General features: G+C 73.3%; 16 protein-coding genes. 15 read left to right on the top strand and 1 reads right to left on the bottom strand.

The annotated features are described in order from the left end of the window. Positions 1 to 57: 57 nt before the first annotated feature. Positions 58 to 2,157: a transketolase gene (gene tkt / locus AC24HA_RS10755; protein ID WP_425709865.1), complete on the bottom strand. Its 2,100-nt coding sequence runs from the start codon at positions 2,155 to 2,157 to the stop codon at positions 58 to 60. Between the two features lie 353 nt (positions 2,158 to 2,510). On the opposite strand from tkt, the gene AC24HA_RS10750 reads away from it, so the two are divergent. The 15 genes from AC24HA_RS10750 (at position 2,511) to AC24HA_RS10680 (ending at position 15,873) form a co-directional block, all read left to right on the top strand. Then, positions 2,511 to 3,404: a heme o synthase gene (locus AC24HA_RS10750; protein WP_425709910.1), complete on the top strand. Its 894-nt coding sequence runs from the start codon at positions 2,511 to 2,513 to the stop codon at positions 3,402 to 3,404. Positions 3,405 to 3,468: 64 nt separating this feature from the next. Beyond that, complete coding sequence (locus AC24HA_RS10745) at positions 3,469 to 4,431, top strand: site-specific tyrosine recombinase XerD (RefSeq protein WP_425709866.1); 963 nt, start codon at positions 3,469 to 3,471, stop codon at positions 4,429 to 4,431. Between the two features lie 41 nt (positions 4,432 to 4,472). Then, positions 4,473 to 6,107 (top strand): glucose-6-phosphate isomerase, encoded by a 1,635-nt coding sequence (gene pgi / locus AC24HA_RS10740; protein WP_425709911.1) that lies wholly within the window; start codon positions 4,473 to 4,475, stop codon positions 6,105 to 6,107. 44 nt (positions 6,108 to 6,151) lie between these two features. Then, a complete protein-coding gene (locus tag AC24HA_RS10735) occupies positions 6,152 to 6,493 on the top strand; it encodes a TfoX/Sxy family protein (RefSeq protein WP_425709867.1) in 342 nt (113 codons plus the stop codon). 46 nt (positions 6,494 to 6,539) lie between these two features. Then, entirely contained in the window at positions 6,540 to 7,421 is an 882-nt protein-coding gene (locus tag AC24HA_RS10730; protein WP_425709868.1) for a ParA family protein, read from the top strand. After that, positions 7,411 to 8,358 carry a segregation and condensation protein A gene (locus tag AC24HA_RS10725; protein ID WP_425709869.1) on the top strand — a complete coding sequence of 316 codons (948 nt, stop codon included), beginning with the start codon at positions 7,411 to 7,413 and terminating at the stop codon, positions 8,356 to 8,358. Before AC24HA_RS10730 ends, AC24HA_RS10725 begins: the two co-directional genes overlap by 11 nt. Further along, the gene (gene scpB / locus AC24HA_RS10720; RefSeq protein WP_425709870.1) at positions 8,355 to 9,005 is read left to right on the top strand and encodes an SMC-Scp complex subunit ScpB; all 651 of its coding nucleotides are present in this window, start codon (positions 8,355 to 8,357) and stop codon (positions 9,003 to 9,005) included. The genes AC24HA_RS10725 and scpB overlap by 4 nt, the downstream gene beginning before the upstream one ends. Continuing rightward, positions 9,002 to 9,745, top strand: a complete 744-nt coding sequence (locus tag AC24HA_RS10715; RefSeq protein ID WP_425709871.1) for a pseudouridine synthase — start codon at positions 9,002 to 9,004, stop codon at positions 9,743 to 9,745. The genes scpB and AC24HA_RS10715 overlap by 4 nt, the downstream gene beginning before the upstream one ends. Before the next feature lie 77 nt (positions 9,746 to 9,822). Further along, positions 9,823 to 10,425: a MarR family winged helix-turn-helix transcriptional regulator gene (locus AC24HA_RS10710; RefSeq protein WP_425709872.1), complete on the top strand. Its 603-nt coding sequence runs from the start codon at positions 9,823 to 9,825 to the stop codon at positions 10,423 to 10,425. Further along, the gene (locus AC24HA_RS10705) at positions 10,422 to 11,501 is read left to right on the top strand and encodes a polyprenyl synthetase family protein (RefSeq protein WP_425709873.1); all 1,080 of its coding nucleotides are present in this window, start codon (positions 10,422 to 10,424) and stop codon (positions 11,499 to 11,501) included. Before AC24HA_RS10710 ends, AC24HA_RS10705 begins: the two co-directional genes overlap by 4 nt. Next, positions 11,498 to 12,373 (top strand): phytoene/squalene synthase family protein, encoded by an 876-nt coding sequence (locus tag AC24HA_RS10700; protein ID WP_425709874.1) that lies wholly within the window; start codon positions 11,498 to 11,500, stop codon positions 12,371 to 12,373. Before AC24HA_RS10705 ends, AC24HA_RS10700 begins: the two co-directional genes overlap by 4 nt. Positions 12,374 to 12,465: 92 nt before the next feature. After that, entirely contained in the window at positions 12,466 to 14,193 is a 1,728-nt protein-coding gene (gene crtI / locus AC24HA_RS10695; protein WP_487563501.1) for a phytoene desaturase family protein, read from the top strand. Next, positions 14,190 to 14,603, top strand: coding sequence for a lycopene cyclase domain-containing protein (locus tag AC24HA_RS10690; RefSeq protein ID WP_425709876.1), 414 nt, complete (start codon positions 14,190 to 14,192; stop codon positions 14,601 to 14,603). The genes crtI and AC24HA_RS10690 overlap by 4 nt, the downstream gene beginning before the upstream one ends. Next, the gene (locus AC24HA_RS10685) at positions 14,600 to 14,944 is read left to right on the top strand and encodes a lycopene cyclase domain-containing protein (RefSeq protein WP_425709877.1); all 345 of its coding nucleotides are present in this window, start codon (positions 14,600 to 14,602) and stop codon (positions 14,942 to 14,944) included. Before AC24HA_RS10690 ends, AC24HA_RS10685 begins: the two co-directional genes overlap by 4 nt. Next, positions 14,941 to 15,873 carry a prenyltransferase gene (locus tag AC24HA_RS10680; RefSeq protein WP_425709878.1) on the top strand — a complete coding sequence of 311 codons (933 nt, stop codon included), beginning with the start codon at positions 14,941 to 14,943 and terminating at the stop codon, positions 15,871 to 15,873. The genes AC24HA_RS10685 and AC24HA_RS10680 overlap by 4 nt, the downstream gene beginning before the upstream one ends. Positions 15,874 to 15,875: the final 2 nt, after the last annotated feature.

The raw sequence follows: 15,875 nt of genomic DNA, 5'->3' as shown, positions 1-15,875 counted from the left end.
GCGACGGGCCGCGGCCGGCGTACCGTCCGCGGCCCGTCGAGGGTGTCACGTGGGTCGTCAGGCCGAGGCGGCCTCGATGGTCTCCTTCGCGGCAGCCACGACGGCGTCCGCCGTGATGCCGAGCTTCTCCATGACGACGTCGCCGGGCGCGGAGGCGCCGAAGCCCTCGATCGACACGGACCGTCCGGCGTCGCCGACGAGGTCGCGCCAGGGCATGGCCAGCCCGGCCTCGACGCTCACCCGGGCCCTGACGCCCGAGGGGAGGACCTCCTCGCGGTAGGCCTCGTCCTGGTCGGCGAACCACTCGACGCTGGGCAGGGACACGACGCGGGCGCCGATCCCGTCCTGCTGGAGCGTCTCGCGCGCCGCGAGCGCGTGCTGCACCTCGGAGCCGGTGGCGATCAGCAGGACGTCGATCGAACCGGTGGGCGAGTCGGCGAGCACGTAGCCGCCGCGCAGGGCGCCCTCGGCCGGGGCGAGACCCGTGTCCCCGCCGCGCTCCGGGTTGGGCAGGTTCTGGCGCGAGAGGATGAGGCCCACCGGGCGCTCGGTCCGCTCGAGGATGCCGCGCCACGCGACGGCGGTCTCCGCGGCGTCCGCCGGGCGGACGACGTCGAGGTCCGGGATCGCGCGCAGCGCGGTGAGCTGCTCGATCGGCTGGTGGGTGGGGCCGTCCTCGCCGACGCCGACCGAGTCGTGCGTCCACACGTAGATCGACGGCGTGCCCATGATGGCGGCGACGCGCACCGCGGCCCGCATGTAGTCGGAGAACACGAGGAACGTGCCGCCGTAGGGGCGCGTCACGCTGGAGGCGGAGATGCCGTTGAGGATCGAGCCCATGGCGTGCTCGCGGATGCCGAAGTGCAGCGTGCGGCCGTACTTGTTGCCCGGGAACTTCTTGGACGCGCGCTCCACCGGCAGGAACGACGGCTCTCCGTCCATCGTCGTGTTGTTCGAGCCGGCGAGGTCGGCCGAGCCGCCCCACAGCTCGGGCAGCACGGGCGCAAGGGCCGTGAGGACCTTGCCGGACGCCGAGCGGGTCGAGACCGCCTTGCCGGCCTCGAACTCCGGCAGGGAGTCGGTCCAGCCGTCCGGGAGCTCCTTGGCGACGAGGCGGTCGAGCAGCGCGGCGCGTTCCGGGGCGGCCGTGCGCCACGCGTCGTAGGACTCCTGCCACTGGGCGCGCTCGGCGGCGGCGCGGTCGGCGGCCTGCGTGCGCGTGTGGTTGATGACCTCGTCCGCGACCGCGAAGTCCTCGGCCGGGTCGAACCCGAGGACCTCCTTGGTGGCGGCGACCTCGTCGGCACCGAGGGCGGCGCCGTGGGCGGTGCCGGTGCCCTGGAGGGTCGGGGCGGGCCAGCCGATGACGGTCCGCAGCGCGATGAAGGACGGGCGTCCGGTCTCGGCCTTGGCGGCCTCGATGGCGGCGAGCAGCGCGTCGGCGTCCTCGGTGTAGCCCGTGCCGCCCTGGGTGAAGTCGACGACCTGGACGTGCCAGCCGTAGGCCTCGTAGCGGGCGACCGTGTCCTCGGAGAAGGCGATCGAGGTGTCGTCCTCGATGGAGATCTTGTTGTCGTCCCAGAAGACGATGAGGTTGTCCAGGTTCTGCGTGCCGGCGAGCGAGCTGGCCTCGGAGGTCACGCCCTCCTGCATGTCGCCGTCGGAGGCGATGACGTAGACGTGGTGGTCGAACGGGGAGGTCCCGGGGGCGGCGTCCGGATCGAAGATGCCGCGCTCGCGACGGGTGGCCATCGCCATGCCGACCGCGTTCGCGAGGCCCTGGCCCAGCGGGCCCGTGGTCACCTCGACGCCGTCGGTGTGGTGGTACTCCGGGTGGCCGGGGGTCTTCGATCCCCACTCGCGCAGCGCCTGGAGGTCCTCGATCTCGAGGCCGAACCCGGCGAGGTAGAGCTGGACGTACTGGGTGAGCGAGGAGTGGCCCGCCGACAGGACGAACCGGTCGCGGCCGATCCAGCGGCTGTCGGACGGGTCGTGCCGCAGGACCTTCTGATAGAGGAGGTAGGCGAGCGGGGCGAGCGCCATCGCGGTGCCGGGGTGCCCGTTGCCCCGCTTCTGTACTGCGTCCAGCGCGAGCAGGCGTGCGGTGTCCACCGCCTTGAGGTCGAGCTCGTCGAGCACCGGTGCGTGGTCGTTCACGTGTCCTCCAGTTCGTCGGGTGCGCCAGGGCGCTGCGGATCTTCTCCGAGCCTAGTCGGCGGCCGGGCGAGTGGCACGTGCCTCTCAGAACGGCCGCGGATCCCGGGCGGTGCGCGGGTAGCATGGGCAGGACCTGCCTCCCGCGCGCCGCCCCGCGTGCGCGCCCCGGGGATGTGGGAACGGCGAGAGAGGTGGTGCGCGTGCACGAGCGCGACCTGGTGAGCCCGCCCGAGGACACGACCGACGAGGTCGCCGCGAGCGGACCCGGCACGAACGGGCCCGCGGACGCGGGCGCGCACCCCACCGCGGGCCACGGAGCCGTCGCCGGCGCGGGCGGGCAGCACCCGGGCCCGCTGCACCCCGGGCGTCGCCGTTCCCGGCTCGCCGCCTACGTCGCGCTGACCAAGCCGCGCATCATCGAGCTCCTGCTCGTCACCACGCTGCCCACGATGGTCCTCGCCGCCGACGGATGGCCGGGCTGGTGGAAGGTCGTCGTCGCGCTCGTGGGCGGGACCGTCGCCGCCGGGTCGGCCAACGCCTTCAACATGGTCCTCGACCGGGACATCGACGCCGTGATGAACCGGACCCGGGAGCGCCCCCTGGTCACCGGCGAGATCCGGCCGCGCAACGCGCTGATCTTCGCGTTCGTCCTCGGCGTCGTGTCCGTGGCGTGGTTCGCCGTCCTCGCCAACCTCGTGGCCGCGGCGCTCACGCTCGCCGCGATCCTGCTCTACGTCGTGTTCTACACGATGATCCTCAAGCGCCGCACGAGCCAGAACATCGTGTGGGGCGGGGTCGCCGGCTGCATGCCGGTGGTCATCGGGTGGTCCGTCGTCACGGGCTCGCTCGACTGGCCGGCGCTGCTGCTGTTCCTCATCGTCTTCTTCTGGACCCCGCCGCACTACTGGCCGCTGTCGATGAAGTTCACCAAGGACTACCAGCGGGCCGGGGTACCGATGCTCGGCGCCGTGGCCGGAGCGCCCACGGTGGCCACCCACGGGCTCGTCTACGCCGCGCTCACCGTGGCCACGTCGCTCGCGCTCGTCCCGGTGGCCGGCATGGGCTGGTTCTACATCGTTGCCGCCGCGGTCTCCGGCGGCTGGTTCCTCGTCCAGTGCGTGCAGCTCCTGCGCCTGTCGGGAGACCCGCGCCGGGGCCGCAAGCACGCGATGACGGTCTTCCACGGATCGATCACCTACCTGTCGGTCCTGTTCCTCGCCGTCGCGATCGACCCGTTCATCCCGTGACCCGGTCGGGCCCCGTGGCCGGCGCCCGGGCCCTCGCCACCGGCGCCGACCCGGCACCCCACCCATGAGCCCGGACGGCCTGGCGGCCGCGCTCGAGCAGTACCTGGCGCACGTCGCCGTCGAGCGCGGGCTGTCCGCCCACACCGTCGCCGCCTACCGCCGCGACCTCACCCGGTACGCGCAGCACCTGCGCACACTCGGCCGGCGCGACCTCGCGAGCGTCACCGTCGACGACGTCGCCGGCTTCGCCGCCACGCTCGCGGAGGGCTCCGACGGGGGCCGGCCGCTCGCCGCCTCCTCCGCCGCCCGGGCCGTCACCGCGGCCCGGGGCTGGCACCGCTTCGCCCTCGCGGAGGGCCTGGTCCCCGACGACGTCGCCGCCCGCGTGCGCCCGCCCGCCCAGGGACGCCGCCTGCCCAAGGCCGTACCGGTGGCGGACGTCGAGGCGCTCATCGCCGCCGCCGGGGCGGCCGAGGAGCCGCTCGGCGTGCGCGACGCCGCCCTGGTGGAGGTCCTCTACGGCACCGGCGCGCGCATCTCGGAGGCCGTGGGCCTCGTGATCGACGACGTGGACCTGGCCGAGCGCGCCGTCCGGCTGTTCGGCAAGGGGCGCAAGGAGCGCGTCGTCCCCCTGGGCGGGCCTGCGGCCGACGCCGTCGGCGCCTACCTCGTCCGCGGGCGTCCCGCGCTCGCGGCGCGCGGGCGAGGCAACGCGAGCCTCTTCCTCAACACCCTCGGCCGGCCGCTCTCGCGCCAGAGCGCGTGGGGCGTGCTGCGGGCCGCCGGGGAGCGCGCCGGGATCGAGGTCGACCACCTCTCGCCACACACGCTGCGCCACTCCTTCGCCACCCACCTCCTCGCCGGCGGCGCCGACGTCCGCGTGGTCCAGGAGCTGCTGGGGCACGCGAGCGTGACGACCACCCAGATCTACACGCAGGTCACCGTCCAGGCGCTGCGCGAGGTCTACGCGACGAGCCATCCGCGTGCGCGTCACGGCGGACGGGCTGGCACGCGGGACGTGAAGTGAGCCACGATGGGGCCATCGACGTCGACCCCTCGGAGGAGACCATGGCCGCGCACGTCCCGGACACGCCCGCCTGGCGGGCGCTGGCCGCCCACCACGCCGAGATCGGCGAGACGCACCTGCGGGAGCTCTTCGCGGACGACCCCGCGCGCGGGACGAGCCTCGCCGCGCAGATCGGCGACCTCTACGTCGACTACTCGAAGAACCGCGTGACGGCCCGCACGCTGGAGCTGCTCCGGGACCTGGCCGACGAGGCCGGCCTGGCCGGCCGCACGGCCGCGATGTTCGCCGGCGAGCACATCAACACCACCGAGGACCGCGCGGTCCTGCACACGGCGCTGCGCCTGCCACGCGACGCGGAGCTCGTCGTCGACGGCCAGGACGTCGTCGCCGACGTCCACGAGGTACTGGACCGCATGGCGACCTTCGCCGACCAGGTGCGGTCGGGGGAGTGGACCGGGTACACGGGTAAGGCCATCACCACCGTCGTCAACATCGGCATCGGCGGCTCGGACCTCGGCCCCGCGATGGCCCAGCGTGCGCTCGCCGCCTACGCCGACCCGCGGATCGACGTGCGGTTCGTCTCCAACATCGACGGTGACGACCTCAGCGCCGCGCTCCAGGGCATCGACCCGGAGGAGACGCTCGTCGTCGTCGCCTCGAAGACCTTCGGCACGATCGAGACGCTGACGAACGCGCGGTCGGCGCGCGCGTGGCTCGTCGACGTGCTCGGGGACGAGGCCGCCGTCGCGCAGCACTTCGTCGCGGTCTCCACCAACGCCGAGAAGGTCGCCGAGTTCGGTATCGACACCGACAACATGTTCGGGTTCTGGGACTGGGTCGGCGGCCGCTACTCGTTCACCTCCGCCGTTGGTCTGGCACTGATGATCTCGATCGGGCCTGACGCCTACCGCGACATGCTCGCGGGCTTCCACACGGTCGACGAGCACTTCCGCACCACGCCGTTCGAGCAGAACGTGCCCGCCCTGCTCGCGATGATCAAGGTGTGGAACCGGAACCTCCTCGGTGCCTCGACGTCCGCCGTGCTGCCCTACGCCCAGGACCTGGGCCGGTTCGCCGCCTACCTGCAGCAGCTCGACATGGAGTCCAACGGCAAGCGCGTGACGCGCGACGGCGAGCCGGTGGCCACCGACACCGGTCCGGTCGTCTGGGGCGAGCCCGGCACGAACGGTCAGCACGCCTTCTACCAGCTCATCCACCAGGGCACCGAGCTGATCCCCGCGGACATGATCGGGTTCGTGCGTCCCGCGCACGAGGAGGTCGAACTCCATCACGACCTGCTCACCGCCAACCTCCTGGCCCAGTCCGAGTCGCTCGCGTTCGGCAAGACCGCCGAGGAGGTGCGGGCCGACGACGTGCCCGAGGAGCTCGTCGCGCACAAGACCTTCCCGGGCAACCGGCCGACGACGACGATCCTCGCCCCGCGCCTCACCCCGTCGGTGCTCGGCCAGCTCGTCGCGCTGTACGAGCACGAGGTGTTCGTCCAGGGCGTCGTCTGGGGCATCAACTCCTTCGACCAGTGGGGCGTCGAGCTCGGCAAGGTCCTCGCGACCCGCATCGCCTCCGAGCTCTCGGCCGACGAGGCGCCGCCGGCTGATGCCCACGACTCCTCGACCTCCGAGCTCATCCGCCGCTACCGGACAGAGCGCCGGGGCTGACCGGTGGTGACCTCGACGAGGGCACCGGCGGGCGGGGCGCCTCGGTGACGGCCGAGCGTGACCGTCTCGTCGAGCGGCTGCGCGTGCTCCTGGCCGGGGAGCCCTCGACCCTCGAGAAGCGGATGTTCGGCGGCGTGGCGTTCATGGTGCGCGAGCAGATGGTCGTCTCCGCGTCCGGCGACGGGTCGCTGCTGGTCCGCGTGGACCGTGCGGCGGACCCCGGGCTGGTCGACCTCGCCGGCGCGAGCCGGGCCGAGATGGGTGAGGGGCGGAGCATGGGACCGGGGTGGATCCGGGTCGACGCCTCGGCGATCGACGACGAGGACGGACTGTCCCGCTGGATAGGCCGCGCCATGGAGCGCAACCGGTCGGTGACCGGCGTCTGATCGGCGGGCGCGCCCCGGGCCCGGCACCTCGACTAACCTTGAGCCGATGAGCAACGAGCAGCCGACCCTGGACGCCGCCGGCACCGAGCCGGCCGCGCCGATCTCCTGGGGCGACGAGGACTTCCCGGCGCCGGACCCGTTGCCGAGCCACGGACCCGCCCGGGTCATCGCCATGTGCAACCAGAAGGGCGGGGTCGGCAAGACGACGACGACGATCAACCTGGGCGCCGCGCTCGCCGAGTACGGCCGGCGCGTCCTCATCGTCGACTTCGATCCGCAGGGTGCCGCGTCCGCCGGCCTCGGGATCAACGCCAACGAGATCGAGCGCACCGTCTACCAGCTCATCATGGAGCGCCGGCCCGACGTGCGGTCGGCGATCCTCACCAGCCCGGTCGCCAACCTCGACGTCCTGCCCGCGAACATCGACCTCTCCGCGGCGGAGGTCCAGCTGGTCGGCGAGGTCGCGCGCGAGCAGGCCCTCGCGCGGGTGCTCGCGCCGGTGCTGGACGACTACGACGTCATCATCATCGACTGCCAGCCCTCCCTCGGGCTGCTCACGGTGAACGCGCTCACGGCGGCGCACGGGGTGCTCATCCCGCTCGAGGCCGAGTTCTTCGCGCTGCGCGGTGTCGCCCTGCTGGTGGAGACCATCGAGAAGGTCACCGACCGGCTCAACCCGCGCCTACGGATCGACGGCATCCTCGCCACGATGGTCGACCTGCGGACCCTGCACTCGCGCGAGGTCCTCGACCGCGTCCGGGAGGCCTTCGGCGACAAGGTGTTCCGCACCGTCATCTCGCGCACGGTGAAGTTCCCGGACGCCTCGGTCGCGGCGGAGCCCATCACCAGCTACGCACCCACGCACCCGGGGGCGGACGCCTACCGGCGCCTCGCCCGCGAGCTCGTCGCCCGCGGCGATGCAGCCTGAGACGGACGTGACCGGGGCGGCTCCGGAGGTCGTCGCGGACGGGGACGCGCCCCCCGGGGACGGCGGCTTCTCGGTGGTCCTGGACAACTTCTCCGGGCCGTTCGACCTCCTGCTCTCGCTCATCTCCAAGCACCGGCTCGACGTCACCGAGGTCGCGCTCGCGACCGTGACCGACGAGTTCATCTCCTACCTGGCGGCCGCTGACGTCTGGGACCTCGACGAGGCGAGCGAGTTCGTCGTGGTCGCCGCGACGCTGCTCGACCTCAAGGCGGCCCGGCTCCTGCCGCGCGGTGAGGTCGAGGACGCGGAGGACCTCGCTCTGCTGGAGGCCCGCGACCTGCTCTTCGCCCGCCTGCTCCAGTACCGGGCCTACAAGTCCGTCTCCGAGGACCTGGCCGAGGCGTGGGAGCGCGGCGCGCGGTCCTGGCCGAGGTCGGCGCCGCTCGAGCCGCACCTGGCCGCGCTCCTGCCCGAGCTCGTCTGGTCGACCGGTCCGCACGACCTCGCGCGGCTCGCCGCGCACGCGGAGACCGGCCGGCCCGCTCCGCCCGGCGTCGGCGTCGACCACCTGCACGACCCGCTCGTGCCAGTCGCCGGGCAGGCCACGATCCTCGTCGACCGGCTGCGCGAACGCCGGACGCTGACCTTCCGGCAGCTCGTCGCCGACGTCCCCACCACGGGGCACGTGGTCTCCCGCTTCCTCGCACTGCTCGAGCTCTTCCGCCAGGGCGCGGTCGCCTTCGAGCAGGCCGAGGCCCTCGCCGAGCTCAGCGTCCGCTGGACCGGCCCCGACGAGGGCGACGTCGTCGTCGGTGACCCCACCGAGCTCGCCGAGCCCGAGCCCGGGCAGCGCGCAGTCATCCACGAGGCGGTCACCACCGCCGACGACGACGAAGCCGCTGCCGACGACCCGCACGACACCAGGAGCGAGACGTGAGCCCCGAGCCGACCGACGACGCGACGCCGACCGACGGGGCGGTGCAGGACACGCTCGACGAGGTCCACGCCCGCCCCGGGGCCGACGAGCTGCACGCCGCGATCGAGGGCGTCCTCATGATCGTCGACGACCCTGTGCCCGCGCTCGACCTCGCCGGCGTCCTCGGCGTACCGGCCGACCTGGTCACCGAGGCGCTCGTCGAGCTCGCGGCCGAGTACCGCGGTGAGCGCGGGGGCCGGCGCCGCGGCTTCGAGCTCCGCGAGGTCGGTGGCGGCTGGCGGATCTACTCCTCGCCGTCGGTGGCCGACGTCGTCGGCCGGTTCGTCGTCGACGGCCAGACCGCACGGCTCACCCAGGCCTCGCTGGAGACGCTCGCCGTCATCGCCTACCGCCAGCCCGTCACGCGCGGGAGGGTGGCGGCCGTGCGCGGCGTCAACGTCGACGGTGTCGTCCGCACGCTGCTCGCCCGCGGGCTCGTCGAGGAGGCCGGCGTCGCCGAGGAGGGCGGAGCCATGACCTTCCGGACGACCACGACCTTCCTCGAGCGGATGGGGCTGAGCTCGCTCGACGAGCTGCCGCCGCTCGCCCCCTACCTGCCCGATCTCGACGCCGACCTCGGCGTCGACCTGCCCCAGGGAGCGTCATGACCGATCCGCACACGCCCGAGGGCGTCCGCCTCCAGAAGGTCCTCGCCGGCGCCGGCGTGGCCTCCCGACGCGCGTCGGAGGAGCTCATCGCCGCCGGCCGGGTGAGCGTGGACGGCACGATCGTCCGCGAGCTCGGCACCCGCGTGGACCCCGCCACCGCGGTCATCCACGTCGACGGCTCGCGCGTCCAGCTCGACGACACGCTGCTCACGCTCGCGCTCAACAAGCCGCGCGGTGTGGTCTCCACGATGGACGACCCCGACGGCCGCGCGTCGCTCGCGCAGTACGTCGAGGGTCGGACCGAGCGGCTGTTCCACGTGGGCCGCCTCGACGCCGACTCCGAGGGCCTCATCCTGCTGAGCAACGACGGCGAGCTCGCCCACCGGCTCACCCACCCCTCCTACGAGGTCCCGAAGACCTACCTCGCGACCGTCGAGGGGCGCATCGCCAAGGCGGTCTCCGCGCAGCTGCGCGAAGGTCTCGAGCTCGAGGACGGCTTCGTCAGACCGAACGAGGTGACGATCAAGGACACCGCGCCCGACGCGACCCTGGTGGAGGTCGTCCTGCACGAGGGCCGCAACCACATCGTGCGCCGCATGTTCGAGCAGGTCGGCCACCCCGTGACCCGCCTCCTGCGCACGCGCATCGGCACGATCGCGATCGGCGACCTGCGACCGGGCCGCACGCGGGTCATCGCGGGACCCGAGCTCGGCGCACTGATGGCGACGGTGGGGATGTAGCTGCCCGTCGCGGATGGGACGGGCATGGCGGACACGTCGCTTCTTGCCAAAGTATCTTACTCAGTTAGTATTAACCGGTGCTCTCCGAACCGGTCCGGCGCATCGTCCACTCCTTCCATGACCATGCCTCGATGGACCCCGACGGCTCGCTCCTCGACCTGGACGGGCTGAGCGAGACCGACCTCGCCGAGATCGGCGAGGTGATGCGCGCGCTCCAGGCGTGGAAGGGCGAGGAAGCGCGGCAGGCGAAGGCCTCCAGCGACTACATGGCGCTGTCCGAGCGGGACATGCAGGCTCTGCGCCTCGTCATGGGCGGCGCCCGCATCGATGCCCTGGTCACGCCCGCGATGGTGGCCGAGTACCTCGGTCTGACCAGTGCCGCGGTGACGAAGCTGCTGGACAGGCTGCAGTCCGGCGGCCACGTCGTCCGGACCCCGCACCCGACAGACCGCCGCGGGGTCGTGCTGACCGTCACCCCGGAGACGAGGCAGAGCGCGCGCGGGCACGTCGGGGTGCAGCATGCCCGCAGGTTCGCCGCGGCCGCGCGCGTGAGCTCGGCCGAGCGACGCGCGGTCACGCACTTCCTCCTGGACCTCGCGAGCCACCCGGGCGACGACCCGCGCGACGGTCCTGACGGTGCTCGCCCGGAGGCCACGGACGCGGACGGGGGACGGACATGACGCAGATCGCGCAGCGTGCACGCACCGTGGACCGGGACGAGGCGCGCGTCGACGCGCGGCTCCGGGCGGTCACGCGCGAGCTGCAGACGCGCGGCGTCGGCCACCACCACGCCTTCGGTGACATGGTCGACCACCTCGCCGATCTCGTGCTCGGCGGCAAGCGGCTGCGCTCGCTGCTGGTGATGTCCGCGTGGCGCACCATGTCCGACAGCGACCTGAACCTCGGGCCCGCGCTCGACGTCGCCTGCGCGTTCGAGCTCCTGCACAACGCGCTGCTCGCCCACGACGACGTCATCGACAACGACGACCGCCGTCGGGGCCAGCCGAACGTCGCGGGGCGCGCCACGGCAGACGTCGTCGACCGGGGCGCGACCGCCGGAGGCGCCGTCGGGTTCGGCGTGGCCTCGGGCATCATCGCCGGTGACCTCCTCCTCAGCTCCGCGCACCGCCTCGTCTCGTCGTGCGACGCCCCCGGCGATGTCCGGCTCGAGCTTGTCCAGGTCATCGACGATGCGGTCGTCGCCGCAGCGGCCGGCGAGCACGCCGATGCCTGGTTCGGCCTCGGCCTCGAGGAGTCGGACTGGTCGCGCGTGCTGCGCACCATCGAGCTCAAGACGGCCCGCTACTCCTTCCAGGCCCCGTTGAGGGCGGCGTCGATCCTCGCCGGCGCGGACCAGGACGTCCGTGCAGCCCTGGACGAGATCGGTCGCCGCCTCGGCGTCGTCTACCAGCTGCGCGACGACGTGCTCGGCGTGTTCGGTCGGCCGGACGTCACAGGGAAGTCGGCCCAGGGCGACCTGCGCGAGGGCAAGCAGACCCTCCTCGTGGCGTTCGCCCGGACCACGCCCGACTGGGCGCGGGTCAGCCACCTGTTCGGCTCCCCGGCGCTGACCGACGCCGGTGCCGAGCAGCTCCGGACCGTGATCCGGGACTGTGGGGCGCTCGAGCGGGTCGAGCGCACCATCGACGCCGAGAGCGACGCGGTCCGGGCGATCGTCGCCGGAGCCGGCTTCGTCCACGAGCTCGACGAGCTCCTCCTCGACGTCCTCGACCGCAGCGCGGAGCGTGCGGCGTGAGCGCGTCCGCCGCGCTCGAGCGCTACGACCGCGCCTCGGCGAAGGTGTCCCGGCTCGTGCTGCGCGAGTACTCGACGTCGTTCGGCCTGGCCAGCGCGCTCCTGGCGCGCGAGATGCGACCGCACATCGCGAACATCTACGGGCTCGTCCGGGTCGCCGACGAGATCGTGGACGGTCCCGCCCACGCCGCCGGCCTGGACGTCGCGGCGCGGGGCGAGGTGCTCGACCGCCTCGAGGACGAGCTCCGCAGCGCGCGCGCGGTGGGCTACAGCGCCAACCCGGTCGTGCACAGCTTCGTCGCCACCGCCCGGCGGTTCGGTATCGGTGAGGACCTCACCGCGGCCTTCTTCGCGTCCATGCGCGCCGACCTCACGACGGTGACCTACACGCAGGAGATGTTCGACGCCTACGTCTACGGTTCCGCGGAGGTCGTCGGCCTCATGTGTCTTGAGGTCTTCCTCGGTGACGACGAGGTCTCTCCGGCCCGGCGTGCCCGCCTCGAGCACGGCGCGCGCAGGCTCGGCGCCGCCTTCCAGAAGGTCAACTTCCTGCGCGACCTCGCCGAGGACCACGACGAGCTGGGCCGCACCTACTTCCCGGGGACGTCGGACGGCGTCCTCGGCGACGAGCGCAAGGGCGAGATCACCACGTCGATCCGCCGGGACCTCGACGTGGCCCGCGAGTCGCTGCCCGACCTGCCGTCGGGTGCGCGTCCCGCAGTGATCGCGGCACTGCGCCTCTTCGCCGAGCTCAACCGCCGGATCGAGCGGGTGCCGGCCTCGGTCGTCGCCCGGCGGCGGGTACGCGTGCCCGCCGCGGTCAAGGCATGCATCGTCGCCGGTGCGGTCCGTACGGGGAGGCGGTCGGTATGAGCGGGAGTCGTCCGGAGTCGTACCCGCGTCCGGAGTCGCACGGACGTCGGGCGTCGCAGGCAGCGTCGGGTCGGCCGTTGACGGTGGCCGTGGTGGGCGGCGGCGTCGCCGGGCTCGCGTCCGCCGCGCTGCTCGCGCGCGACGGGCACGACGTCACGCTGCTCGAACGGCACGACTCGCTCGGCGGCCGCGCCGGCCGGTGGGAGCGGGACGGGTTCGTCTTCGACACCGGTCCGTCCTGGTACCTCATGCCGGAGGTGTTCGAGCACTTCTTCCGGCTCCTCGGCACGACGACGGCCGAGCAGTACGACCTCGTGCGCCTCGACCCCGCCTACCGCGTGGTCTACGAGCCCGCGCCCGGCAGACCCGCCGACCAGCTCCTCCTCCGCTCGGACCTCGAGGCGACCGTCGCCACGTTCGAACGCCTCGAGCCCGGGTCCGGCGAACGCGTGGCGCGCTACCTCCGGTCGGCCGCGCGGACGTACGCCACGGCCATGGAGACCTTCCTCTACAACCCCTTCACGGACGCCCGGACGCTGCTGTCGTGGCCCGTGCTCGGGCGCCTTCCCGCGCTCCTGCGCCTGCTCTCCACGTCGATGCACCGCCATGCCGGTCGCGTCGTCAGCGACACCCGGCTGCACCGCGTGCTGGACTACCCCGCGGTGCTCCTCGGGACGTCGCCGTTCGCCGCCCCGGCGATGTACCACCTGATGAGCCACCTCGATCTCGACGACGGCGTGTTCCACCCGCGCGGGGGTTTCTCCGCCGTCGTCTCCTCGATCGAACGTCTCGCCCGGGCGCACGGCGTCACCGTGGTGACCGGCGCGGAGGTCACGGGCATCGACACGCACGCGGGTCGTGCGACGGGCGTGCGCTGGCGGGCCGGAGGAGCCGGCGGCTCCGACGACGCCGCTGACGCGTCCGGCGCCCACGGCGGCACCGCAGGCGACCCGGCAGCCGGTGGCCCGGGCGAGCGACGCCTGGCCGCGGATCTCGTCGTGACCACCGCCGATCTGCACCACACGGAGACCGCGCTGCTCGGCCCAGGGGCGGGGGACCGTTCGCGTCGACACTGGGAGCGGCTCGACCCGGGCCCGAGCGCCGTCCTCGTCATGCTCGGAGTGACCGGCGCGCTTCCGGGGCTCGAGCACCACACCCTCCTGCTCGCCGAGGAGTGGCGGGCGAGCTTCGCCCAGATCTTCGGCCCGCACGCGCGGGTCCCCGACCCCCCGTCCCTGTATGTCTGCCGACCGAGCGCCACCGATCGGGCCGTCGCTCCCGACGGCCACGAGAACCTCTTCGTCCTCGTGCCGGTGCCCGCGCGGACGACCATCGGCTCGGGCGGCATCGACGGGGACGGTGACGAGGGGGTCGAACGGGTCGCCGACATCGCGATCGAGCAGATCGCGCGCTGGCTCGGCATCCCCGACCTGGCGGAGCGGGTGGTCGTGCGCCGCACCGTGGGCCCCCGGGACTTCGAGCGCGACTTCTCCTCCTACCGCGGCAGCGCGCTCGGCCCTGCCCACACGCTCCGGCAGAGCGCCTTCCTCCGTGGGCGCACCGCCTCCCGGCGCGTGGCCGGACTGGTCTCCGCGGGGGCGACGACGATTCCCGGCATCGGGGTGCCGATGTGTCTCATCAGCGCCGAGCTCGTCCTCAAGCACGTGCGCGGCGATCGCACGGCCGGCCCGCTGGCCGAGCCCCCGCACGCCCGGGGGAGCGGCGCGGGTGCCTCGTCCGGCGCCGCGGCCTCCGCCGGGGACGACGGCGCCCCCGAGGCGCAGGAGGCCGCGGCCACCGGGGCGGGCGGTGCCCGATGAGCTGGACCTACCTCACGGCGCTGCTGGTCTCGACGGCCGGCATGGCGACGATCGACGCCCGTCACCAGCTCTTCCTGTGGCGGGCGCCGCGCCGCGCGCTGCTCGTCGTCCTCGTGGGCACCGCCTACTTCCTCGCGTGGGACGCCGCCGGCATCGTCACCGGCCTGTTCCGCCACCTCGACTCCCGGTTCGCCACCGGCCTCCTGCTGGCCCCGCACATGCCCGTCGAGGAGATCGTCTTCCTCGTCTTCCTGTCCTACCTCACCATGGTGCTGCTCATGGCCGCGGGGCGCGCCCTCGGGCGGACGCAGCGTCCGGGGCCGGGCACGGCGACATCGGCGCCTCCCCGCACGCCGGGCCGATCCGGCGGAGCGGAGGCCCAGGGCCGGACGGACGGCGGTCGCACATGACCTACCTCGTGCTCTGCGCGATCTTCCTCCCGCTCGCGGCGCTGGTCCTCGCTGCGGGCCTCGCCCGTTCCGGACGTGCCCGGGCAGTCCTGCGGACCTGGTGGCTCCCGGCGGTCGTCACCGCGGTGCTTCTTGCCGTGCTCACCGCGACGTTCGACAACCTCATGATCGCGGCCGGGCTGTTCGAGTACGACTGGGACGGCCTGACCGGGGTGCGCGTGGGACGCGTCCCGGTGGAGGACTTCGCCTACCCCCTCGGCGCGCTGATCCTGCTGCCGGGCGTCTGGCTGCTGCTCGCCCCGCGGGGCGGGTCGGGGGACGACACCGAGGAGGACCGATGAGCGGACCGAACGGACCGAGCGGACCGAGCGTCCGGCGGGCCACCGCGACCGCAGCGGCGCGCCGCCCGCTCGGCACCGCGCTGCTCCTCGCGTCCCGGCCGGTGAGCTGGATCAACACGGCCTACCCCTTCGCCGCCGCCTACCTCCTCACCGGCGGGCACGTCGATGCCGCGCTCGTCGTCGGGACGCTGTTCTTCCTCGTTCCCTATAACCTCGCCATGTACGGGATCAACGACGTCTTCGACCACGCCTCCGACCTCCTCAACCCGCGCAAGGGGGGCGCGGAGGGCGCGCTGCTCGCACCGGACCAGCACCGAGCGGTGCTGGTCGCCGTGGTCGTCGCCGTCGTGCCGTTCGTCGTCGTGCTCGTGGCCATGGGCGACCCGGTGTCCTGGCTGGTGCTGGGGCTCAGCCTGTGTGCCGTCGTGGCCTACTCGGCTCCCGGGCTGCGACTCAAGGAGGTCCCGTTCCTCGACTCGGCAACCTCCAGCGCACACTTCACCACCCCCGCGCTGTACGGTGCGGTCCTCGCTGGCCAGGCGATCTCGCCCGCCCTTGCCCTCGTGCTCGTGGCGTTCTTCCTGTGGGGGATGGCGAGCCACGCGTTCGGGGCCGTGCAGGACGTCGTGCCCGACCGGGCCGGCGGGCTGTCGTCCGTCGCCACGGTGCTCGGCGCCCGGTGGACGGTCCGCCTCGCGATGCTGCTCTGGGCGGCGGCCGGGCTGCTCATGCTGGCCGTGCCGTGGCCCGGCCCCCTCGGAGCGCTGATCGCGGTGCCCTACCTCGTGACGGCGCTGCCGTACGTCACGGTCGCCGACGCCGACTCCCCGCGCACGAACCGGGGCTGGAAGCACTTCCTCGTCATCAACTACGCCTGCGGGTTCGTCGCCACGATGATCCTCATCCACGCCGCGAGGACAGGAGTCTGACC

This window comes from Georgenia sp. Z1491 (assembly GCF_057652395.1).
This window is presented reverse-complemented; position numbering and strand designations above follow the sequence as displayed.